Annotated in this window: 17 protein-coding genes; 5 read left to right on the plus strand and 12 right to left on the minus strand. The window is 71.9% G+C overall.

All coding sequences use genetic code 11. The features are described 5' to 3' along the window. Window positions 1-2: 2 nt before the first annotated feature. Together I5071_RS32670 and I5071_RS32675 are read right to left on the minus strand one after the other, a co-directional pair. A complete protein-coding gene (locus I5071_RS32670) occupies window positions 3-257 on the minus strand; it encodes a hypothetical protein (RefSeq protein ID WP_236517189.1) in 255 nt (84 codons plus the stop codon). Window positions 258-308: 51 nt separating this feature from the next. Continuing rightward, window positions 309-599, minus strand: coding sequence for a hypothetical protein (locus I5071_RS32675; protein WP_236517190.1), 291 nt, complete (start codon window positions 597-599; stop codon window positions 309-311). A gap of 30 nt (window positions 600-629) precedes the next feature. Here I5071_RS32675 and I5071_RS32680 point away from each other — a divergent pair, with 30 nt between their 5' ends. The 3 genes from I5071_RS32680 to I5071_RS32690 all read left to right on the plus strand — a co-directional run bounded on the left by I5071_RS32680 (window position 630) and on the right by I5071_RS32690 (window position 3509). Continuing rightward, window positions 630-1442 carry a D-alanine--D-alanine ligase family protein gene (locus I5071_RS32680; RefSeq protein ID WP_236517191.1) on the plus strand — a complete coding sequence of 271 codons (813 nt, stop codon included), beginning with the start codon at window positions 630-632 and terminating at the stop codon, window positions 1440-1442. Window positions 1443-1639: 197 nt separating this feature from the next. Further along, entirely contained in the window at window positions 1640-2095 is a 456-nt protein-coding gene (locus I5071_RS32685) for a hypothetical protein (protein ID WP_236517192.1), read from the plus strand. A gap of 211 nt (window positions 2096-2306) precedes the next feature. Continuing rightward, entirely contained in the window at window positions 2307-3509 is a 1203-nt protein-coding gene (locus I5071_RS32690; RefSeq protein ID WP_419249675.1) for a serine hydrolase domain-containing protein, read from the plus strand. Here I5071_RS32690 and I5071_RS32695 read toward each other — a convergent pair. From I5071_RS32695 to I5071_RS32720, 6 genes are all read right to left on the minus strand, one after another. Further along, window positions 3503-4957, minus strand: a complete 1455-nt coding sequence (locus I5071_RS32695; RefSeq protein ID WP_236517194.1) for a hypothetical protein — start codon at window positions 4955-4957, stop codon at window positions 3503-3505. The genes I5071_RS32690 and I5071_RS32695 overlap by 7 nt on opposite strands. A 39-nt stretch (window positions 4958-4996) precedes the next feature. After that, window positions 4997-6241: a dicarboxylate/amino acid:cation symporter gene (locus I5071_RS32700; RefSeq protein ID WP_236517195.1), complete on the minus strand. Its 1245-nt coding sequence runs from the start codon at window positions 6239-6241 to the stop codon at window positions 4997-4999. A 22-nt stretch (window positions 6242-6263) separates the two neighbouring features. Continuing rightward, on the minus strand, window positions 6264-7262 hold the full coding sequence (locus I5071_RS32705) for a hypothetical protein (protein ID WP_236517196.1): 999 nt from the start codon (window positions 7260-7262) through the stop codon (window positions 6264-6266). 40 nt (window positions 7263-7302) lie between these two features. Beyond that, window positions 7303-7896 carry a YdeI/OmpD-associated family protein gene (locus tag I5071_RS32710; RefSeq protein WP_236517197.1) on the minus strand — a complete coding sequence of 198 codons (594 nt, stop codon included), beginning with the start codon at window positions 7894-7896 and terminating at the stop codon, window positions 7303-7305. Between the two features lie 104 nt (window positions 7897-8000). After that, a complete protein-coding gene (locus tag I5071_RS32715) occupies window positions 8001-9863 on the minus strand; it encodes a serine/threonine-protein kinase (protein ID WP_236517198.1) in 1863 nt (620 codons plus the stop codon). A 37-nt stretch (window positions 9864-9900) separates the two neighbouring features. After that, window positions 9901-10707, minus strand: coding sequence for a HugZ family protein (locus I5071_RS32720; RefSeq protein ID WP_236517199.1), 807 nt, complete (start codon window positions 10705-10707; stop codon window positions 9901-9903). Between the two features lie 55 nt (window positions 10708-10762). On the opposite strand from I5071_RS32720, the gene I5071_RS32725 reads away from it, so the two are divergent. After that, on the plus strand, window positions 10763-11875 hold the full coding sequence (locus tag I5071_RS32725) for a CapA family protein (protein ID WP_236517200.1): 1113 nt from the start codon (window positions 10763-10765) through the stop codon (window positions 11873-11875). Here the strand turns inward: I5071_RS32725 and I5071_RS32730 are convergent. The 4 genes from I5071_RS32730 to mgtA all read right to left on the minus strand — a co-directional run bounded on the left by I5071_RS32730 (window position 11838) and on the right by mgtA (window position 20921). After that, window positions 11838-12182 carry a hypothetical protein gene (locus tag I5071_RS32730; protein ID WP_236517201.1) on the minus strand — a complete coding sequence of 115 codons (345 nt, stop codon included), beginning with the start codon at window positions 12180-12182 and terminating at the stop codon, window positions 11838-11840. The two genes, I5071_RS32725 and I5071_RS32730, sit on opposite strands and share 38 nt — an antisense overlap. 124 nt (window positions 12183-12306) lie before the next feature. After that, on the minus strand, window positions 12307-16809 hold the full coding sequence (locus I5071_RS32735; protein ID WP_236517202.1) for a thrombospondin type 3 repeat-containing protein: 4503 nt from the start codon (window positions 16807-16809) through the stop codon (window positions 12307-12309). 107 nt (window positions 16810-16916) lie between these two features. Beyond that, window positions 16917-18248: a WS/DGAT domain-containing protein gene (locus I5071_RS32740; RefSeq protein WP_236517203.1), complete on the minus strand. Its 1332-nt coding sequence runs from the start codon at window positions 18246-18248 to the stop codon at window positions 16917-16919. 93 nt (window positions 18249-18341) lie between these two features. Further along, the gene (gene mgtA / locus I5071_RS32745; RefSeq protein WP_236517204.1) at window positions 18342-20921 is read right to left on the minus strand and encodes a magnesium-translocating P-type ATPase; all 2580 of its coding nucleotides are present in this window, start codon (window positions 20919-20921) and stop codon (window positions 18342-18344) included. Window positions 20922-20965: 44 nt separating this feature from the next. Between mgtA and I5071_RS32750 the strand changes: the two genes are divergently transcribed. After that, a complete protein-coding gene (locus I5071_RS32750; RefSeq protein ID WP_236517205.1) occupies window positions 20966-22195 on the plus strand; it encodes an NAD(P)/FAD-dependent oxidoreductase in 1230 nt (409 codons plus the stop codon). Window positions 22196-22200 lie beyond the last annotated feature (5 nt).

Raw genomic sequence — 22200 nt, forward strand, 5'->3', positions numbered from 1 at the left:
CATCAGGGACTGGGATCGAGCGGGAACGCGCCGACGCCCGCGTCGGGCATCGGGATCACGACGCCGGCGTCGAGGCTGAACGGCTGCTTCGCGCCTTCCTGCGCGGAGTCGTCGTCGCCGGTCGACGCCGCGACGTAGGGCGCCGACGAGCTCGTCGACGCACGCGCGCCGCATCCCGCCGCGACGCCGCTCACGAGCGCGACGACGCTCACCACACCACCGAGCGCGATCACGATCGCAGGGAGAGAGATCTTCATGATTTCCTAGGCCTCCGCCGGGGAAATAGCGATCGACGTGCCACGTGGTGGTCACCACGCGCGCGCCTCACGATCGCCGCGCGCCGCCACAGCCGTGGCCATCACGCACGACTCGCGGCGCACGAAGCCGTCGTTCCGGCGAGATGCGACACGGGCATCGGCGTTGCAGCCGCGCCCGGCGACATGCGCGTCACGATCCTCACCTACGTCGAGACCACGGGCGACGCGCCCGACGTCGTCGTGCCGCAGGTCGAAGCCGCGCTGCGCGCGAAGGGCCACGAGGTCTCGGTGCTGCCGGTGCACGACGAGCTCGAGCGCTTCATCGGCGAGCTGCGCGATCACCGCCCAGACCTCGTCTTTAACCTGCTCGAGATGTTCGCCGACGACCTCTTGCTCGAGGTGCCCGCGGCGGGCGTCTACGATCTGCTGCGGGTGCCGCACACCGGCGGAGGCCCCGGCGAGTTCTATCTCGCCCAGGACAAGGCGCTGGCGAAGAAGCTGCTCGCGTACGAGCAGATCCTCTACCCGCGCTTCGCGGTGTTCCCGAAGGAAGCGGGGCTCGAGACCGGCGGCAACCTGCGCATGCCGCTCTTCGTGAAGCCGCTCTGCGCCGACGCGTCGATCGGCATCGACGCGCACGCGCTGGTGCACGACGCGAACGAGCTGATGCGGCGGGTGCTGAAGATCCACGACGAGGTGAACGACGCCGCGCTCGCCGAGGAGTACATCGAGGGGCGCGAGCTCTACGTCGGTGTGCTCGGCAACGCCGAGCCGATCGCGCTGCCGCCGATCGAGGTGGACTTCTCGGGCATGCCGGCGGGCGCGCTGCACGTGCTCGATCGCGCGGCGAAGTGGGAGACCGAGAGCGCGGTCTACAAGGGCACGAAGTCGGTGATCGCGAAGCTCGAGCCCGAGCTCGAGGCGCGCGTGAAGAAGGTCGCGGTGGACGCGTACCGCGCGCTGCGGGTGCGCGACTACGGGCGCGTCGATCTGCGGCTCGCGCCGACCGGCGAGATCTACGTGATCGAGGTGAACCCGAGCTGCTACCTCGAGCGCTCGAGCGAGCTCGCGATGGCCGCGGGCGCCGCGGGGATCGAGTACGAGGACCTCGTGCAGAAGATCGTGGACCTCGCGATCGAGCGCTTCCATCCCCGCGCCAAGGCCAGGCGCCGCACCGGGAAGTGATCGCGACCGCCGGAGCGAGGGCGCGATGCCGCTCGATCGCGACCGCGGACCGGCGGGGCTCGAAGGGGCGACCGTTCGAGCGGTCGGGGTCGGCCGCTCGAACGGTCACTGGTGACCGTTCGCGAAAACGGGCCAGATCTCCTTGAGAAATGCGGGATCGCGCGACTAGGATCGCGCCTCGGGAGGGCAATTCCGTCATGGCGACCCGCAAGAAGGCCTCGAAGTCGAACAAGAAGACCGCGAAGAAGCCGGCGAAGAAGACCGCCGCGAAGAAGCGCGAGCCGATGGTGCTCTCGGCGGACGAGCGACAGCGGGTCCCGAAGCCGCGCGAGGGCTGGCAGGACGTGCTCGATCGCGCGCTCGACACCTGGGAGGCGACACCGAAGCTCAAGGTGCCGGGGCTCACGCTCGCCAAGCTCACGCGGCTCGGTGCCCAGGCCGAGAAGGCGGCGGAGCGCGAGCGCGAGCTCGTCGCGAAGCAGTCGCGCGCGCTGCGTCCGCTCTCCGATGCGCGCCTCGTCAAGCAGGGCGAGGCGTGGAGCGCGATGCTCGAGCTGCACGCGGCGGTGAAGTACCACGCACGTCAGGATCCCGCGCTGCTCGATCAGTTCGCGTTCCTCGGCGACGTGCTGAAGAACGAGCGGGAGTCGTAGGGAACAGCCGTCGCCGTCGCCGTCGCCGTTCACGATCACGTCGACGTCGACGACGACGTGTGCCGACGACGCCGGGGCCGTCGTGATCGTCGACCTGATCGTGGTCGTTGACGTGGTCGTGGTCGTGGTCGGCGACGGCGCCGTGAACGACGACGCGTCGTTCATCCGGCACGAGTGGCCCGCCGCGTATCGGTGTGCACCTGACGCGGGCATGGAACGATTCGCGATCCAGGGCGGGGTGAGCGCGGGCTTCGAGCCCGTTCACGCGGCGTTCGTCGAGAGCTTCGCGCGACGCGGGGAGATCGGCGCCGGGTGCTGCGTGTACCAGCACGGCGAGAAGGTCGTGGATCTCTGGGGCGGCGTGCGCGATCGCGAGAGCGGCGAGCCGTGGCGCGAAGACACGATGGTCATCGTCTACTCCGCCACCAAGGGAATGGCGGCGATGGTGATGGCGCTCGCCCACTCGCGCGGCTGGCTCGACTACGACGAGCGCGTCTGCGCGTACTGGCCCGAGTTCGCGAGCGCAGGAAAGGAGTCGATCACGGTGCGCCAGCTCCTCGCGCACCAAGCCGGTCTCTTCGGGTTCGACGAGCCGGTCGATCGCGAGGTCGTCGCGGACCTCGATCGGCTCGCCGCGGTGATGGCGCGCCAGCGTGCCGCGTGGCCGCCGGGGGAGCGGCAGGCCTATCACGCGATCAGCCTCGGCTTCTACGAGGGCGAGCTGCTGCGCCGGATCGATCCCGCGCGCCGCACGCTCGGTCGGTTCTTCGCCGAGGAGATCGCGACCCCGCTCGGCCTCGACTTCCACCTGCGCGTGCCCGAGTCGCTCCCCGACTCGCGCATCGCACCGCTCGAGCCACCGGCCGCCTGGCGGGTGTGGACCGGCATGCCGCTCTCGTTCCTGCTCGCGGGGATGCGCCCGCGCTCGGTGCTCCATCGCTCGCTGATCGCGAACCCCGGGACCAGCTTCTATCTCGATCCGCAGCGCGTCGTGGTGCGCGAGCTCGAGGTGCCCTCGGGGCTCGGCGTGGGCACCGCGCGCGCGATGGCGAAGGCGTACGGCGTCTTCGCGAACGGCGGGCGCGAGCTCGGCCTGCGCGCCGAGACGCTCGAGGCGCTGAGGGCCCCGGCGCGCCCCGCGCGCCACGGGTTCCACGACGAGTGCTTCGGAGGCCCGGTGAAGTTCTCGCTCGGGTTCATGAAGTCGAACGAGAGCTTCCCGTTCGGCAGCGAGAGCGCGTTCGGCGCGCCGGGCGCGGGCGGCGCGATGGGCTACGCCGACCCCGCGACCGGCATCGGCTACGGCTACGTCACGAACAAGATGGGCACCTCGCTCGCGGGCGATCCCCGCGACGTCGCGCTCCGTGCCGCGCTCGACGAGGTGATCGGCGCGACGCGCGCACGCGCTCAATGAAAATCCATGTGCTGCTTGGTCAACCAGGCGAGCAGCACCTGGGCGCCGATCACCACTGCCGGCACGAGGAGCGCGGGACGCGTGCGGGTCCCGAGCACGCGCGCGCCACGCACGAGCGCGTCGGCGGCGATCATGCAGAGCGGCGGGAACAGGAAGAGCCAGAGGCGCGCGACCTCGGCCTTCGTCTTCCCGAAGCGCGCCAGCGCGACCAGCACGATCACCATCGCGATCGTCATCGCGCCGATCGGCTTGGGCACCGCGGCCCAGAGCGACGCGACGTGCCGCGGCGTCGCCGCCAGGACGAGCACGAACGCCGGCGCGCCGATCCAGTACGCGAGCTCCGTCGTGTCGAGGAACGCGAAGTAGAGCACCGAGTCGGTGAGATCGTCCCACTGCTTCCAGCGCGCGTGACGCTCGGCCGCGAGGACGTAGTCCTCCATCGCGTCGAACCCCAAGCCGAGATCGAGGATCGCGTACACGCTCACCAGCGCGACGGCGATCCCGAGCGCGAGGCGGAGCGCGCGCGCCCACGCCGGGCGCGTCGAGATCGAGGGTGCCGCCGCGGTCGCGACGAGCAGAGGCCCCGCCGCGGCGAGGCCGAACGAGCAGAGCACCGCGAGCGAGAACGCGAGCCCCGCGACGACCGCGAGGCGCACGTCGTCGCGCTGCGCCGCGATCGTCGCGAGCCAGAGCGCGGTCGTGACGAAGAGCGGGAAGAACACCTGGTCGGTGTGCATCTGCACCAGCAGCACCGAGGGCGCGGTCACGTAGAGCGCGACGGCGCCGAGCGCGAGCGCGGGATCGCGGGTCAGCCGCCGCGCCGTCGCGGCGAGCGGGATCACCGTGAGCATCGCGATCGCGGGCCACACCCAGACCACGACGTCCGCGAAGGCCTCGATGCGCGCGCCGGTGCCGTCGCCGTGTGCGAGCCCGCGGGTGAGGCGCTCGGTCCACACGTAGAGCAAGAGCTGCCCCGGTGGCTTCGTCGGCGCGTAGGCGCCGAGCTCGCCGGCCCTCGCGAGCGACACGTAGCGCTCGATCAGATCGGGACGATCGCCGTGCGCGATCGCAGCACGCAGGAAGTGCACGTGCCCGCTGCGGAGCAGGTGATGGCGGAGCGCCTCCATGCCGCGCCCCTCGGTCGCCGCGAGCAAGAGCTGCAGCGCGTAGCCGGCGCTGCCGAGGGCCACGACCGCAGGCCAGAAGCGCTCGCGGGCGCGCGTCGTCGTGAGCGCGACGATCGCCAGCGTCACCGCGACGATCGCCGCGAGGACGAGCGGCGCGCCGCTCGGCTTGTCGGTCTCGAACCAGAACCAGAACTCGAGATCGCGCAGCCACGGGCGGCCGGTCACGAGCATGTAGGTCGCGGCGCCGGTGATCGCGGCGACGACGATCAACAGGAGCGAGGCGCGAAAGCGTGGGAGTCGGCGCTCGTGATCGCGTCGCATGGCGGCGCGAGTGTAGCCGCCACGCGAGCGGACGCTCGGTCATCCGTCGTCGGTCGCCGGCTCTCCTCGCGCGACCACGACCGCGGCGACGAGGTCGCCGGTGACGTTCAGCGTGGTCCGGCACATGTCGAGCAATCGATCGACGCCGAGCACGATCCCGACGCCCTCGGCGGGCACGCCGATCATGCCGGCGAGCATCACGATCACGGGGAGCGAGCCCGCGGGCACGCCCGCGGTGCCGATGCCGCCGAGGATGCACACCAGCACCACGATCACCTGCTGCCCGAGGCTCAGCTCGACGTCGTAGAGCTGCGCCAGGAAGAGCACCGTGATGCCCTCGAAGAGCGCGGTCCCGTTCTGGTTCGCGGTGGCGCCCACGGTGAGCACGAAGCGGCTCACGTGCGGCGGCAGCGCGAGCTCGCGCTCCGCGACCAGCAGCGAGGTGGGCAGCGTCGCGCTGCTCGACGCGGTGGCGAACGCGGTGAGCATCGCGTCGCGCGCCCCGCGGAAGAAGCGGAGCGGGCTCATCCCCCCGATCCCTCGGAGCACCAGCGGATAGACGACGAGCTGCTGGATCGCGAGCGCGCCGAGCACGACGCCGACGTAGCTCGCGAGCTGTCCGAGCAGTGACCAGCCGAGCTGCGCGGTCTTCGTGAAGAGCAGACACGCGACCCCGAGCGGCGCGACGCGGATGACGAGCTGCAGGAGCCGGAGCAGCACGTCGTTGAGGCCGCGCAGCACCTCCTCGAAGCGCCGCGCGTCGGGCGTGCGGGTGAGCACCAGGCCCACGCCGAGCAGCGCCGCGAACACGATGAGCGGCAGCATGTCGCCCGCCGCCATCGCCGCGAACACGTTCGACGGCACCAGCTCGACGAAGAGCTCGATCGCCGATCGTTCGGCCGGCGCCGCGACCGGCGGGATCGCCGTCGCGCCCGCGAGATCGATCGCGAGCCCCTCGCCGGGACGGATCGTGTTGACCATCACGATGCCGAGCAGCACCGCGATCGCCGAGACCACGACCGTGAAGGCCAGCGTGCGCAGCCCGATGCGCCCCAGCGCGCGCAGATCGCGGAGGCCCGCGATGCCGATCGCGAGCGACGACATCACCACCGGGACCACCAGCATGAAGAGCAGCCGCAGGAAGACGTCGCCCAGCGGCTCGGTCACGTAGTGGACGAACGCGTCGAGCCAGGGATGACCGCCGAGCCACGCGTGCGCGACCACGCCGAGGCCCGCGCCGACGACGAGCCCGACGAGCATCCCGATCGCGTGTCGATCTCGCATGCGGTGCGCCGCGCGCGCGCGATCAGGGCAGGTAGCTGCCGTTGCGCACCCAGCTCTCGGCGAGCGCGGTGACGAGCGCGGTGAGCGCGATGGTGCAGCGCGCCTCGTCGCCCGACCGGACCCGCAGATCGAGGTGCTGCGCGATGCGCTCCATCGCGAGGAGCAGCGCGTGCGTGCGCTCCGGGAAGTGCCCGGTCCACCGGTACACCTCCGCGGGCAGGTGCCGCTCGAGCGCCCGGATGAACATCGCCGCGCTCTGTCCGCCGGGCGGCGCTTGGGAGTCGTTGCCGAGCTCGTCGAACACGGTCCGGAGCGCGCCCTCGATGCCGGGCGGGAGCGACTCGTGATCGAGCGGCCGATAGACCTCGTCGATCGTCGCCTCGACCTCGCTCACCGGCAGATCGAGCGCGTCCTCGAGCACCGCCGGCGGGCGCCCGCGCAGCCCGCGCATCGTGCGATCGCAGTGCTCGAGCTTCGCGAGCGCGGTGGGCCATCCCGCGTACTCGCGACGCCAGTCGAGGCCCGGCGTCATCCACACCGCGAACGTCTCGGACCAGTCCTCGTCGGGATGTTTCTGCGCGTACCAACCCGGCAGGTGACGCACGAACGCGCGGCTGAACGGCTCGGGGCGGTAGTCGTCGACGTAGGGACGCGTGATCGATCCGAAGCGCTCGACGAAGTCCTCGCGCTCGTAGAGCCGGTACGCGTAGCTCACGACGTGCCCCATCTCGTGGCGCAGATAGCGGAGCACGTCGTACTCGGCGTAGCCCTCGACGTGACCGAAACGCTCGAGCTGCAGGCGCGCGAGCTCGGGATGCGCGAGGTAGAACGGGATCGCGATCGCGATCGTGCCGAACGGGACGCCCCACTCCGTCGACAGATAGAGCCGTGGCCGGAAGGGGAGCCCCAGCGCGTCGCACTCCGCGAGGAAACGCGCGCACACCGGCTCGAGAGGCGTGCCCTCGATCGTCAGCCCGAGATCGCGGATCCGAGTCGCTCCGTGAGGCGCGCCCGCAGACATCCGAGATCCAGATGGTCCCCGCGGCGGCGGGCGTCATCCGTCAGCGCGCGCGCACGTTCTTCGCGGCCGAGGTCGCGGTCTCCTCGATGCGTGCGGCGCGGGTCTCGGGCTTCTTCGCGGTGCGGACCCACTCGAGGATCATGCGCTTGGTCGACTTGGGGAACGCCTCGAAATTCGCGCGTGCGTCGGGCAGTGCGTCGAGGCGCGCCGCGAGATCGTCGGGGACCTTGAGCGCGTCGCTGTCGTTCAGCGCGTCCCAGGTGCCGGTCCTCTTCGCGAGCTCGATCATCTCGAGCCCGCGCGCCTCGATCAGGCCTGCCGCGAGGAGCCGCGCGACGCGCTCCTTGTTCGGCTTGGACCACACGCTCTTCGGCTTGCGTGGCGTGTAGAGCAGCATCGTGCGCTCGTCGTCGAGCTTCGACGCCTTGCTGTCGATCCATCCGAAGCAGAGCGCCTCTTCGATCGCCTGCTCGTAGTCGAACGTGCGCTTGCCGCTCGACTTCTTGAAGGTGACGAGCCACACGCCGCGCGAGCTCCGGTGGTGCTTCGCGAGCCACGCGCGCCACGCCGCACGATCCTCGGGCTGCAGGCGCTCCAGCTCGTCGAGCGCGCTCGGGTTCTTCTTGGTCGTCACGATTCGAAGACTGTCGAAAAATCGGCTCGCCCGCCCGTCCCTACCGTCCGCGCGCTTCGCGCGCTCCCGTCCGGGACCTGCGGGACGAGCACTCCGGCAGGGACTCACTCCGCTGCCGCCGCGCGGCCTTGTTCGCGATAGAGCCACTGCGCGTTGACGAGCAGCACGAAGAGCGCGGCCGACATCGCGACGTAACGCGCGTCGGGCCAGCGCGCCGAGACGAGCAGCGCGACGAGGTTCGCCAGCGGGATGAGCCCGAGCCGCGCGTCGAGCGCGACCACTGCCATCCCCGAGATGGCGAGCCACACCCCGATCGAGAGCACCTCGGACGTGCCCGGGTCGAGGCCCACGAGATACGCCGCGGCGTGGAACGCGCTGGTCGCGAGCACCGCGACGAAGAACGAGAGGTGCGCGACGCGGTTGAACACCGTCGCCACGATCCAGTCGCGGCCCAGCACCACCGCGACGATCGCGCTCACCGCGAGGACGATCTGCAGCCCGGCGAGCCCGCGCCAGGTGCCCGCGCCGATGCGCTCGCCGACGAGCCCGAGGAGCGGGATCGCGACCCACACGCTGCCGAACGCCAGGTTGATGCGTGCTCGCGCGCGATGGTGGATCGTCGGATCGGCCTGACGTCCTCGCGCCGCGAGCGCCTCCATCTCCTCGCGCGCCCGCGACGCGCGGGAGAGCGCCTCGTCGACCCGCTGCGCGAGCTCGGCGGGGGGCGCGTCAATCGCCGCGAGGATCTCGTGGGCGCGCTCGGGGGCGCGCGACGCGAGCTCGTGCTCGACCATCGCGAGCTGGGCCTCGCGCAGCGCGCGCGACGCGACCGGGTTGTCGGGCCACCGCGCGAGCGCGTGCTCGAGCGCGAACCGGCACTCGCTGAAGAGCGCGGCCACCCGCACGCGATGCTCGGGATCCGATGCGCCGGCGATCGCCGCCCGGAGCGCGCTCAGGCGGGCCTCGGCATCGCGCGCGAGCAGCAACGATCCGCGGTGCTCGAGGTAGGCGGTGAGCGCCTTCTTGAGCGCCTCGGCGGAGGCACATCGCGCCGCGCGATCGCGCGCCATCGCGTGCCGCACGATCGACGCGAGCTCGTCGTCGACGTCCGCGGGGATCGCGGGCTCGGAGCGCGCGGCCTGGAGCAACACCGCGAGCGGCGTCTCGGCGAGGTGCGGCGCCGATCCCGCGACGATCTCGAACAGGATCGCGCCGAGCAGATAGACGTCGGTGCGCTCGTCCAGCCCGGTCGGCGGCGCGAGCACCATCTCGGGCGCCATGTACACCGGCGTGCCCGCCATCTCGGTCGCGTCGGCCGCGCGCAGGATGCGCCCGCCGTGATCGTGGGTGAGCGAGAGCGCGATGCCCCAGTCGAGCACGTACACCTCGCCGAACTCGCCGATCATCACGTTCTCGGGCTTGAGATCGCGGTGGATGATCCCCTTCGTGTGCGCGTAGTGAACCGCGTTGCAGACCTGGGCGAGGATGCCGACGTGCCACGCGAGCACGTCGGCGACGCCGAAGCGTCGCGTCACCTCGGCGGGATCGCGCAGCAGCGTGCTCCACTCGGTGCCGTCGATGCGCTTGAGCACGATCAGCGGCGCGCCCTGCTCGAGCACGATGTCGTAGACCGGGACGACGTTCGGGTGCTCGAGGTAGCCGGTGACCCACGCCTCGCGCAGCAAGCGCGCGGCGTGCTCCGGCCCCGTCGCCTTCACCGACTTCACCGCGACCTGACGCGAGAGCGAGCGCTGGGTGCCGAGCCGCACCACGCCCATGCCGCCCTCGCCGAGCACACGGCCGAGATCGACGTGCGCGGGCGGGCCGAGCAGCTCGCGCAGATCGCCGTCGAGCGAGCGCTCGGCGCGCGCCTGCACCCGCGTCTCGGGGAGCCGTCGATCGATCGCGGCGATCGTCTCCGCTTTGTCGGCGAGCGTGCGCGCCCAGGAGATCGACTCGTCGGACATCTCGGAGCGCGACGTTAGTCGGTTTCGACCGAGCGCGTCAGCCACCCGCGCTGCGCGCGCGGGCGACCAGGGCGACCATCGCCTTGCGCACGTCGTTCGACGTGGTGACCGGCGCGTCGAACCCGATGCGCGCCGCCTTCGGGCCCGCGGGCGTGATCGCGGCGAGCTCGAAGCCGTAGCGATCGACCGCGGTCATCGTCGCCGCGCTCGCCTCGGCGATCCCCGCGAGGGCGCGCGCGTAGGCGAGCACCGCGTCGGCGTGATCGTCGTTCATGTGCTCGAGGATGCCCGCGGCTGCGTCGGCGAGCGGATCGGGCTGGGCCGCGGCGTAGTCCTCCGCGCCGACCCACGACATGCGGCCGAACCCGCCGACGTAGCGCAGCGCGATCGGCTCGAGCCGGTAGAACGCGAAGTCGCCGAAGTCGACGTACGACGACGCCTCGGGCTGGGTCGCGAGGAACACCGCGCGCGCCTCGGCGCGCTCCGCCTCGGGCACCACGCGGCACGGTCCGAGCAACGTCACGCGACCGAGCGCGAGCCGCTGGGCATGACGATCCGCCGGCTCGCTCAAGAGGATCGACGCGTCGGCGCGCGCCTCGAGGTTCTGCGTGTGCTCGGCGAGCCTCGAGAGCAGCAGGAGCGGTCGCCCGAGTCCGTCGATCGCGACCGCGACCAGCGATCCGTACGGGTAGCCCTCGGGGTCGCGCGCGATCGTGCCGAGCGTGCCCGAGCGCACCTGCGCGGCGAGGGTGCGGCAGCGCTCGGCGTGGCTCGGCGCGGGTGCGCCGCCCGTGCGTGGTGTCGTGCTCGCGGGGGGCTTGGGACCGGCGTGATCGCTCGACATACGATCCCAGTAGCACGGACGAGCGGGACTCGATCGTGCACGACTCCGAGGCCCGATGCCGAGCGACACCACGACGATCTTCCTCGGCGGCGACGTGATGACGGGGCGTGGCGTCGATCAGATCCTGCGCTCGCCCGCGTCACCCGAGCTCCACGAGGAGTGGGTGCGCGACGCGCGCGACTACGTGCTCCTCGCCGAGAACGCGAGCGGAGCGATCCCGCGCCCCGCCGACGACGGATACGTGTGGGGAGAGCTCGCGGACGAGCTCGGGCGCATCGCACCGGCGGCGCGCATCGTGAACCTCGAGACGAGCATCACCGCGCGCGGCGAGCCCTGGCCCGGCAAGCCCGTCTGCTACCGCATGAGCCCGTCGAACGTGGGCTGTCTGACCGCGGCGCGCCTCGACGTGTGCACCCTCGCGAACAACCACGTGCTCGACTACGGCGCGGTGGGGCTCGAGGACACGCTCGAGACGCTCGCGCGCGCCGGCATCGCGCTCGCCGGCGCGGGCACCGACGAGCTGGGCGCGCAGAGGCCGGCGCGCATTCCCCGCGCGGGCGGCGGCGACGTCGTCGTGCTCGCGATCGGCTGCGAGGACTCGGGGATCCCGACCGAGTGGGCGGCACGCGCGGAGCGCGGGGGCGTCGATCTGCTCCCCGATCTCACGTCGCGATCGATCGCGCAGCTCTGCGATCGGGTGCGCGCGATCGATCGTGCGGGCGATCTCGTCGTGGTCTCGATCCACTGGGGCGGGAACTGGGGCGACCACGTGCCGAGCTCCCACGTGGAGCTCGCGCATCGGGTGATCGACGCGGGGTGCGACGTGGTGCACGGGCACTCGTCGCACCATCCGCGCGCGATCGAGGTGCACGGCGGGCGGCCGATCTTCTACGGCTGCGGCGACCTGCTGAACGACTACGAAGGGATCCGCGGCCACGAGGCGTACCGGCCCGATCTCGCGCTCGCGTACTTCGCCGAGCTCGATCGCGCGAGCGGCGCGCTGGTGTCGCTCGTCATGCAGCCGCTCCGCATCCACAAGCTGCGGCTCGAGCGCGCGAGCCACGACGACGCGGAGTGGCTCGCCGATCGTCTCGATCGTGTGTGCGAGCGGTTCGGCACCCGCATCGTGCTCAGGGACGACGCTCGTCTCGCGCTGCGCTGGTCCTGAGCTCGGCGCGGCTCGGGAGCTGCGCGTGCGCGAGCACGTCGCCTTCGATCACCTCCGGCTTCTCCGGGAGGAACGCGGTCAGCTGCTGCTCGACGAACCTGGCGGCGGCGCGAACCGACGCCTCGGCACCCTCGGCATCGCGATAGACGTTGACCGACATCAGCGAGCCATCCTCGGCGAAGAAGCAGTAGTAGGCGACGAAGCCGTCGATCTGGGAGATCAGCGGAACGAAGCCGCGCTGGATGCGCGCCATCAGCTCCTTCTCGTCACCTTCCACCTTCCGGTACTTGCGGATGGCCAGATACATGGCGTGGCTCCTCTCGCCCGCGGTGGAAGCATCTGCCGAGCCGCGCGAGCCCGCAGCATCACCAACGCGACGGGCCGCGCTCCGGTGAGGAACGCGGCCCGTCGTCGGTCGTTGCGCGATCCGCTCAGGCGCGGCGGCGGCGCATCACGATCACCATCGCGAGCGCCGCGAGCGCCGCGAGCGCGCCCGTGCTCGAGCCGCTCGCGCTGCGGCCGAGCACGACGCAGCCACAGCCCGAGCCCGAGGCCTCGACCATCGTGCCTGCGTCGGTGCCCACGCCCGCATCGCCGTTGCCCGTGCCCGCGTCGCCCATCGGCATGCCGCCGTCGGGCGTGCTCGGCTCGTCGTCGTCGTCGCAAGCAGCGCCGATGCCGTCGCCGTCGGCGTCGAGCTGGTCCGGGTTCGCGACGAGCGCGCAGTTGTCGTCGCCGTCGTCGACTCCGTCCGCGTCGTCGTCACCGTCGCACACGTCTCCGACGTCGTCCGAGTCGGTGTCGAGCTGATCGGCGTTGGCGATCATCGGGCAGTTGTCGTCGCCGTCGTCGACTCCGTCGCCGTCCTGGTCGCCGTCGCACGCGTCGCCCTGGCCGTCCGAGTCGGTGTCGGTCTGCGCGGCGTTGTCGACGAGACGGCAGTTGTCCTCACCGTCGTCCACGCCGTCGGCGTCGGAGTCCTCGTCGAGGTAGTCCGGCGTCTCGTCCTCGTCGGTGTCGACCGGCTCGGTCGCGGGATCGTCGTCGCCGACCTCGACCGCGTCGTCGATTCCGTCGCCGTCGCTGTCGTCGTCGAGCGCGTCGATGATCTCGTCGCCGTCGGTGTCGAGCGGCGCGCTCGGATCGTCGCCGACCTCGATCGCGTCGCCGATGGAGTCGCCGTCGCTGTCGACGTCGAGCGGGTCGGTGCCGATCGTCTCCTCGTCCTCGTCCGAGAGGCCGTCGTCGTCGTCGTCGGCGTCGCACGCGTCGCCCGCGTCGTCGCCGTCGGTGTCGAGCTGGTCGGCGTTCGCGACGAGCGCGCAGTTGTCCACGCCGTCGAGCACCGAGTCGCCGTCGTCGTCGGTGTCGCACGCGTCGCCCGCGTCGTCGCCGTCGGTGTCGAGCTGATCGGTGTTCGCGATCGCCGGGCAGTTGTCGGCGTCGTCGGCGACCGAGTCGCCGTCGAGGTCGCCGTCGCACGCGTCGCCGATCGTGTCGCCGTCGGCGTCGGCCTGGTCGGCGTTCGCGACCAGCGCGCAGTTGTCGGCCCCATCGAGCAGGCCGTCGTCGTCGTCGTCGGTGTCGCACGCGTTGCCGCCGTCGGACGCGCCGTCGGCGTTGGCCTGATCGGCGTTCGCGGTCAGCGGGCAATTGTCGCTCGCGTCGTCGACGCTGTCGCCGTCGTCGTCCGCGTCGCACGCGTCGCCTTCCGCGTCGCCGTCGTTGTTCGACTGCGACGTGTTCGCGATCAGCACGCAGTTGTCGCTCGTGTCGGCGACCGTGTCGTCGTCGTCGTCGCTGTCGCACGCGTCGCCTTCGGCGTCGCCGTCGTTGTTGGCCTGCGACGTGTTCGCGATCAGCACGCAATTGTCGGTCGTGTCGGCGACGCCGTCGTTGTCGTCGTCGGCGTCACACGCGTCGCCTTCGGCGTCGCCGTCGTTGTTGGCCTGCGACGTGTTCGCGATCAGCACGCAGTTGTCGCTGGTGTCGGCGACGCCGTCGTTGTCGTCGTCGGCGTCGCACGCGTCACCTTCGGCGTCACCGTCGTTGTTCGCCTGCGACGCGTTCGCGATCAGCGCGCAGTTGTCGCTGGTATCGGCGACGCCGTCGTTGTCGTCGTCGGCGTCGCACGCGTCGCCCTCCGCGTCGCCGTCGTTGTTCGCCTGCGACGTGTTCGCGATCAGCGCGCAGTTGTCGCCCGTGTCGGCGATGGTGTCGTTGTCGTCGTCCAGGTCGCAGGCGTCGCCCTCCGCGTCGCCGTCGTTGTTCGCCTGCGACGTGTTCGCGATCCGCGCGCAGTTGTCGCTCGTGTCGGCGACCGTGTCGTCGTCGTCATCGGTGTCGCAGGCGTCGCCTTCCGCGTCGCCGTCGTTGTTCTGCTGACCAGCGTTGGCGATCAGCGCGCAGTTGTCGGTCGCGTCGGCGACCGTGTCGTTGTCGTCGTCGGCGTCGCAGGCGTCGCCTTCCATGTCGCCGTCGGTGTTGGTCTGCGACGTGTTCGCGATCAGCGCGCAGTTGTCGCTCGTGTCGGCGACCGTGTCGTCGTCGTCGTCCAGGTCGCACGCGTCGCCCTCGGCGTCGCCGTCGTTGTTCGCCTGCGACGTGTTCGCGACGAGCGCGCAGTTGTCGCTCGTGTCGGCGACGGTGTCGTCGTCGTCGTCCAGGTCGCACGCGTCGCCGTCCGCGTCGCCGTCGTTGTTCTCCTGGCCCGCGTTCGCGATCAGCGCGCAGTTGTCGGTCGTGTCGTCGACCGCGTCGTCGTCGTCGTCGAGGTCGCACGCGTCGCCCGCGGCGTCCCCGTCGTTGTTCTCCTGCGCCGAGTTCGCGACCAGCGCGCAGTTGTCGAGCACGTCGACCACCGCGTCGCCGTCATCGTCGAGGTCGCACGCGTCGCCCATCGGGTCGAGGTCGGTGTTCAGCTGATCGGTGTTCGCGACGAACGCGCAGTTGTCGTCCACGTCGGCGACCAGGTCGTCGTCGTCGTCCCCGTCGCAGACGTCGCCCTGCGAGTCCCCGTCGTTGTCGTCCTGCGTCGAGTTCGCGAGCAGCACGCAGTTGTCGAGCACGTCGACGACCGCGTCGTCGTCGTCGTCGGGATCGCACGCGTCGCCCATCGGGTCGCCGTCCGTGTTCACCTGGTCGGCGTTCGCGAGGAGCGGGCAGTTGTCGCTCGCATCGGCGATCGCATCGCCGTCGTCGTCGGCGTCGCACGCGTCGAACACTCCGTCGCCGTCGCCGTCGTTCCCCGAGGGATCGAAGCAGTAGTCGACGCGCACCGCGCTCATCGCGGGCGTGCCCGCGCCCGACGAGCCCATGTCGAAGCGGTAGAAGAACGTCGATCCACGCCACGAGAGCGCCGCCAGCGAGAGCGTGCCCGTGCTCGCGCTCAGCACGTCGTGCCCGCCCGAGGTGCCCGCGCTGCTGAACCACGCCGCGCCGTCGCGGCTGAACTGCACCCGCGCCGTCGTCCCCGCGGGCAGCGCCGAGAGGTCGTACCCGAACTGATCGATCGAGCCGACGAACGTCGCGCTCCCGAGGAGATTGACCGACTGCACGCGACCGCTCGCCGCGTACGCCGCCGTCGACGCGTCGGCGCCCGGCGCGGTCGTGCCGACCAGCGCGCTCGTCGAGTCCACGTGGATGCGGCCGTTGCCGCCCGCGCCGCCGCTGTTCTCGGGGCGCAGCAGGCAGGTGCCCGCCGCACCGCCGGTCGCGGTGACCCGCGTCGCGCCGACGTTCGCGCTCTCGCTCTGGAGGAGGATCGATCCGCCCGCGCCGCCCGCGCCACCGCCGGTCTCGCTGGGCCCATCGCTGCCCGCCGCACCGTTCGCCGTGATCGCGCCCGCGACGCTGATCGTGCGTCCCGCGATCCACACGATGCCGCCGCCATTGCCGCCCGCGCCGCCGCCGTCGGGGTTGTCGCCGTCCTGACCGCCCGCGCCGCCGCCGGGGCCCATGAACAACGTCGACAGGTTCGCCGCGCCGAACGCGGCGCCGCCCTGCCCGAGCGTGCGCCCGCCGAGCCATCCGCTGCCGCATTGGTGGAACGCGCCGAGCCCGTTCGCGCCGGCGGTGCCGTAGCCGCCACCACCGCCGCCCTGGCCCGAGTGGCACTGCTCCGCGTCGCCACCACCACCGCCGCCGAAGAGCTGCGCCGTCGTGCGCGTCGCGTCGTTGCGGGTCGGGCTCTCGCCCGCGATGCCGATGTTGAACGCCGCGACCGGCGATCCGCCGCCGCGGAAGCCGCGACCGGCCATCGAGATCGTGCCGTTCACCGTCACCGCGCCGGTCGCGCGCAGCGCGAGCACGCCGCCGCGCGTTCCGTTCCACGCGGCCGCGGTGAGCGTCGCGCCCGCTGCGACGGTGACCGTCGTGTAGCTCGGGATCCGCTGCACCACGACGCGGCGCGTCCCGCCCACCGTGAACCCGGTCGCGACCGGCGCGGAGAGCGTCAGCGACGTGCCCGAGATCGCGGTGATCGTGAAGGCCTGGTAGCGCCCGGTCTCGGTGCCGGCGCCGCCGGCCTCCTGCAGCGCGATCACGACGACGTCGTCGCCCACCGCGAGCCCGGCCGCCGAGCCCACCGTGATCGTCGTCGCGCCCGCGCTCGCCGTCGCGTTCAGCGTCGTCGAGATCGCGTCGGCCGTCGCGCGGCCCGAGCACGACTGGACGGAGAGATCGATGGTGCCCGACGCGACGTTGCACGCGCCGTCGGCGCCATCGCCGAACGAGACCGCCGCCAAGGCGAGCCGCACGCGACCGCCGCTCAGGTCGTACGCGAACGACGATCCCGCATCGACGCGGGTCGCGTCGTCGTAGGAGTCCGACACCGAGCCCAGGTCCGCCAGCGCGACCTGGGTTGGGGCGAGCATCGCGAGCATCAGCAGCGCGACGCGTGGCGCGCTCAGGAACCGTCTGCGTGTCTTCGTCACCGAGGCCCTCCGTCGGCGACGAGAATACAGTCTTAGGAGAGCGATTCACCAAGCACAGAATTTCTTCCGCGCAATGTGTCGGATTTCCGACAAAATCTGCATGCGCGTCAGCCGTGAGCGTCCAAGCTCGGGGGCGCGACCGCGCGCTCCCGAGCCACTCCGCGCTCCCGCGCCATGCGATCGAGCTCACCCTCGAAGAGCGCCACCAGGCGCTCCGGCTGCGGCACCACCGCCGAGTCGGCGCGCACGCCGACGTGCACCTGTCCCGCGTAGCTCACGAGGCTCACGCCGAGCGAGAGCCTCGGGTGCGGCACCCAGAACACGATCTCGCGCAGGGGTGCGCCCGCGATCGAGATGCGCTCGCGCGGGCCGGGCACGTTCGTGACCACGAGCGACGCCTTGCGCACGAAGATCTCCTCGAGCAGGCGCGCGACGCGGAGCGGCACACGCCCCATCACCTCGAGCACGCCGAGCGAGACCAGGGCGTCGAGGCTGCGCTTGGCGCGGGCGATGGTGACGCGCAGCGCGCGGTCGCGCTGGTCGTGGTCCATCACGTCGATCGGCAGGTCGACGTACACCAGGCCGAACCAATTGCCGTGCTCGAGATCGATCGGCGCGTCGGGCGGGCGCAGGTTCACCGGCACGAACGCGCGCACCGGCGGGCAGCGCTCGCCGCGCTCCTGCAGGTAGAGCCGGATCGCGCCGGTGATCGCGCCGAGGAGCACGTCGTTCACGGTGCCGCCCCGGCGGTGCGCGATCTCGCGGATGCGCTCGAGCGAGAGCCCGCGGGACCAGCTCGCGACGCGGTGCCCGGTCGCGTGACGTCGCAGCGCGCTCGGCGGATCGAACGAGAGCCGCGAGAGCCGCGAGAGCGAGCCCGCGCCGCCGAGCACGAGACGCGGGACGTCGCGGGCGCGGGGTGTGGTGGGGAACGGCCATGCGGTGGCGCGCGGGCGCGCGATGGGATCGTCGGCGAGCGAGAGGAGGATCTCCATCAGCGCGAAGCCGTCGCCCATGCAGTGGTGCACCTGCACGACGAGCGCGGTGCCCGCGGCGAGCCCTTCGACGATCACGACGCGCCACGGCGAGCGCGACCAGTCGAAGGGATCGCTCATCAGTCCGCCCACCAGCGCCTCGAGCTCGGCGCGGCCGGCAGGCGCTTGCAAGCGAGTGCGCGAGATGTGGCGCGCGATCGAGAAGTCGGGCTCGTCCTCCCAGCGCGGCGCGCCGTCGTGCGGCGCGACCACGCGCTGGCGGAAGCGGGGATGGGCGAGCAGTCGATCCTCGAGCCGCGTGCGCAGCGCCTCTTCGTCGAGCGTTCCGTCGAACGAGAGCACGCTGGTGACGTCGACCGGGTTGCCCCGGTGCTCGAGGCGGTACCACGCCGCATCGGTCGCGGTGAGCGGACGTGCAGGGGCGTGTCGCGCTCGTTTCGACATCGCGTCACCTCGTCGTCACTCGCTACGTACGTACCGCCGGAGCGCGTGCAATCGCACCACGGGTGGTGGCGAGATCGATCGCGCGGCGCGATGTCACGCGTCGCGTGATCGCATGCGCGTGCGGCGGCGTCGCCACAGCTGCTTCACGATCTCCGAGGTCACGAGGTACGCGACCGTGACGATCGCCGCGAGCACGATCCAGCGCGGCGCGAGGGGCACCATGCCGAGCGCCGGCGCGAACGGCGCGTAAGGCAGCGCGAAGGAGATCACGAGCACGACCAGCGTCGAGATCGTGAGCGCGCGCGAGGGGCGGCTGCGCCAGGCGGGACGCCAGGTGCGCACCACGAACGCGATGCCGAGCTCGGTCACCAGCGACTCGACGAACCACACGGTGCGGAACTCGTCGACCGTCGCGCCGAGCCCGCGCAGCGCGGCGAAGAGCAGCAGATCGAAGACCGTGCTCACGAGGCCGAACACGATCATGAACTCGCGGATCTCCCGGAGATCCCAGCCTGCGGGGCGCTCGACGACGTCGCGATCGACCGCGTCTCCCGCGACCGCCGACTGCGGCACGTCGGAGAGGAAGTTGTTGAGCAGGATCTGGGTCGCGGTCAGCGGCAGGAACGGGAGCCACACCGACGCGAGCGCCATCGTGACCATGTTCCCGAAGTTCGCGCTGGTCGTGGTGCGCACGTACTTCAGCGTGTTCGCGAACGTGGTGCGGCCCGCTTCGACGCCGACGCGCAGCACGTCGAGGTCGCGCTGGCCGAGCACGATGTCGGCGGCGTCCTTGGCGACGTCGACCGCGCCCTCGACCGAGATCGCGACGTCGGCGGCGTGCATGGCCGGCGCGTCGTTGATGCCGTCGCCGAGGTAGCCCACGACGTGATCGCGCTTGCGCAGCGCCGCGATCACCCGCTCCTTCTGGCTGGGATCGAGCTCCGCGAAGATCGTCGTCGTGGGCGCGCGGTGCCAGAGCGCGTCGTCGTGCATCGCGCGCAGCTCGCTGCCGGTGATGACGCCGGTGATCGGGATGCCGAGCGCGCCCGCGACGTGGACCGCGACACCACGCGCGTCGCCGCTGAGGATCTTGATCTGCACGCCCAGCGCGCGGAGGCCGCGCACCGCGTCGGCCGCGCCCTGCTTGGGGGGATCGAGGAAGCGCAGGAAGCCGCGCAGCACGAGGCCGCGCTCGTCGCCTTCGCCGTAGCGCGCGTCGTCGTGCGAGCGCTCGAGCGTGCGGGTGGCGACGGCGAGCACGCGCCATCCTTCGTCGTTCCACCGCGCGACCTCGGCCTCGATCGCGGCGCGGCGCGCGGCGTCGCACACGTCGAGCACGTTCGACACCGCGCCCTTCACGATCAGCGTGCGCGTCTCGTCGCGATCGACGATCACGCCGAGGCGCTTGCGCGCGAAGTCGTAGGGGATCTCGTGCACCTTGCGGGTGCCGCTCGGCAGCGTGATCCCTGCGCTCGCCGCCGCGTTGCGGATCGCCTCGTCGAGCGGGCTCGGCAGGCCGCTCTGGAGCGATGCGTTCACGAGCGCGAGGGCGAGCACCTCGTCGCTCGGCGCGCCGTCCGGCGTGAGCGCTCCGTCGAGCCGGATCACGCCCTCGGTGAGCGTGCCGGTCTTGTCGGTGCAAAGCACGTCCATCGCGCCGAAGTCCTCGATCGCCGCGAGGCGCTTCACGATGACGTCGCGCTCCGCCATCTTGGTCGCGCCGCGGGCGAGGGTGACGCTGAGGATCGCGGGCAGCAGCTCGGGCGAGATGCCGACCGCGAGCGCGAGCGCGAAGAGCAGCGCGTCGACCGCCGGCCGCGCGTGCAGGATGTTCGTCGCGAGCACGACGAGCGTGAGCACGATCATCACGCGCATCAGCAGCGCACCGAAGCCACGCAGGCCCGCCTCGAAGCCGGTCTCGGGAGGGCGCAGCGAGATGGTGTGCGCGATGCGGCCGAGCTCGGTGCGCGATCCGGTGCGGACGATCAGCGCGGTGCCGCTGCCGTTGCGCACGGTGCCGCCGAGGAACACCGCGTTGAGGCGCGCCGAGATCGGTGCGTCCTCGCCGCACGTGCCGGGGCGCTTCTCGACCGGGAACGACTCGCCGGTGAGCACCGCCTCCGAGAGGAAGAGGCTGTTCGCCTCGAGAAGGACTCCGTCGCCGGGGATCAGCGTGCCCGCCGCGAGGCGCACCACGTCGCCGGGCACGATCTGATCGGACGGGATCGCGATCTCGCGGCCGTCGCGCACCACCGTGACGCGCACCCGGACGCGCGCGCGCAGGCGCTCGACCGCGTGATCGGCGCGCGCTTCGTGGTAGGTCGCGAGCGCGACGCTGCCGAGCACGATCGCGAGCACCACGCCGGCGTCGGTCCACTCGCGCACCAGCGCGGAGATCAGCGCCGCGACGACGAGCAGCAGCACGAGCGGGCTGCGCAGCTGGGAGACGAGCGTGCCGAGCAGGCTCGCGCGGTGCGCGGCGCCGAGCACGTTCGGTCCGACCTGGGCGAAGCGCTCCTCCGCGACCGACGAGCGGAGACCCTGCGCGCTCGAGCCGAGCGCCTCGAGCAGCGCGCTCGCGGGACGGGCCCACCACGCATCCTCCACGTCGTCAGCGCGCTCGGCCCGGGGCGTCACGAGCGACCTACATACGCGCCACCCGCTGGAATGCATCGCGCGAACTCGGTACACATCGCGGCTTCGTCGGGGGCACATCGATGAGCACGAATCGGATCGTCGTGGTGGGCGGCAGTCTCGCGGGCGGCAGGGCGGCGGAGACGCTGCGTCGCCAGGGCTGGGAAGGCGAGATCGTGCTCGTCGGTGACGAGCCGCACCGGCCCTACGATCGCCCGCCGCTCTCGAAGAAGTTCCTGCGCGGGCAGGTCGCGGAGGAGAAGCTCGCGCTGCGCCCGCTCGCGCACTACGAGCGGCTGAAGATCGAGGTGGAGCTCGGCGCGCGCGCGACCTCGCTCGACGCGGCGAGCCGCACGATCGAGCTCGAGGGCGGGCGGCACATCGGCTGGGACAAGCTGATCATCGCGACCGGGGCGCGCGTGCGGCGGCTGGCGTGCCCGGGCGCGACGCTCGAGGGCGTGCACTACGTGCGCACGATCGAGGATGCGCGCGCGGTGCGCGAAGAGCTGCGCGCCGGCCGTCGCGCGGTGGTGATCGGCGCGGGCGTGATCGGCTGCGAGGTCGCGGCGTCGTGCCGCGAGGAGGGCGTCGCGGTGACGCTGATCGAGCCGGCGCCGCTGCCGCTGCTGCGCGCGTTCGGGCCCGAGGTCGCGCGGGTCTACGCCGACGTGCACCGCGGGCACGGGGTCGATCTGCGGTGCGGCGTGGGCGTCGAGCGCCTGGTCGGCGAGCGCCGGGTCGAGGCGGTGATCACGACCGCGGGGGAGCGCGTCGAGTGCGACTTCGTGGTGGTCGGCATCGGTGTGGAGCCGGCAGTGGAGTGGCTCGCGGGCGCGGGGCTCGCGCTCGAGGGCGGCATCGTGGTCGACGAGCACATGCAGACGTCGATCGCGGGCGTGTACGCGGTGGGCGACGTGGCGCGCGCGTGGGATCGCAGGCTCGGGCGCCGGGTGTGCGTCGAGTCGATCGACAACGCGCAGACCCAGGCGGTGGTCGCGGCGACGCACGCGGTGGGCAAGGACGCGGTGCACGCGACGGTGCCGTTCTTCTGGTCGGATCAGTACGACCTCAAGCTGCAGAGCATGGGGCACGTGGGCACCTTCGATCGCCTCGTCGTGCGCGGCTCGATCGAGGAGCGCGCGTTCGTCGCGTTCCACCTCGAGGGCGGCGCGCTGCGCTTCGCGATCGGCGTGAACCGCCTGCAGGAGCTCGCGGCCGCGAAGAAGCTGATCGCCGCGGGCGCATCGGTGCCCGAAGCGGTGCTGGAGGACGTGGACGCATCGCTCGCGGAGTGGGTGCCGAAGGCGAGCTGATCGTT

The organism is Sandaracinus amylolyticus (assembly GCF_021631985.1).
GTDB classification, from domain to species: Bacteria; Myxococcota_A; Polyangia; order Polyangiales; family Sandaracinaceae; genus Sandaracinus; species Sandaracinus amylolyticus_A.

Coding starts and splice junctions, on each gene's coding strand:
- I5071_RS32670 (WP_236517189.1), bottom strand. CDS start 257: ATGAAGATCTCTCTCCCTGCGATCGTGATCGCGCTCGGTGGTGTGGTG.
- I5071_RS32680 (WP_236517191.1), top strand. CDS start 630: ATGTTCGCCGACGACCTCTTGCTCGAGGTGCCCGCGGCGGGCGTCTAC.
- I5071_RS32685 (WP_236517192.1), top strand. CDS start 1,640: ATGGCGACCCGCAAGAAGGCCTCGAAGTCGAACAAGAAGACCGCGAAG.
- I5071_RS32690 (WP_419249675.1), top strand. CDS start 2,307: ATGGAACGATTCGCGATCCAGGGCGGGGTGAGCGCGGGCTTCGAGCCC.
- I5071_RS32695 (WP_236517194.1), bottom strand. CDS start 4,957: ATGCGACGCGATCACGAGCGCCGACTCCCACGCTTTCGCGCCTCGCTC.
- I5071_RS32700 (WP_236517195.1), bottom strand. CDS start 6,241: ATGCGAGATCGACACGCGATCGGGATGCTCGTCGGGCTCGTCGTCGGC.
- I5071_RS32705 (WP_236517196.1), bottom strand. CDS start 7,262: ATGTCTGCGGGCGCGCCTCACGGAGCGACTCGGATCCGCGATCTCGGG.
- I5071_RS32715 (WP_236517198.1), bottom strand. CDS start 9,863: ATGTCCGACGAGTCGATCTCCTGGGCGCGCACGCTCGCCGACAAAGCG.
- I5071_RS32720 (WP_236517199.1), bottom strand. CDS start 10,707: ATGTCGAGCGATCACGCCGGTCCCAAGCCCCCCGCGAGCACGACACCA.
- I5071_RS32725 (WP_236517200.1), top strand. CDS start 10,763: ATGCCGAGCGACACCACGACGATCTTCCTCGGCGGCGACGTGATGACG.
- I5071_RS32730 (WP_236517201.1), bottom strand. CDS start 12,182: ATGTATCTGGCCATCCGCAAGTACCGGAAGGTGGAAGGTGACGAGAAG.
- I5071_RS32740 (WP_236517203.1), bottom strand. CDS start 18,248: ATGTCGAAACGAGCGCGACACGCCCCTGCACGTCCGCTCACCGCGACC.
- mgtA (WP_236517204.1), bottom strand. CDS start 20,921: ATGCATTCCAGCGGGTGGCGCGTATGTAGGTCGCTCGTGACGCCCCGG.
- I5071_RS32750 (WP_236517205.1), top strand. CDS start 20,966: ATGAGCACGAATCGGATCGTCGTGGTGGGCGGCAGTCTCGCGGGCGGC.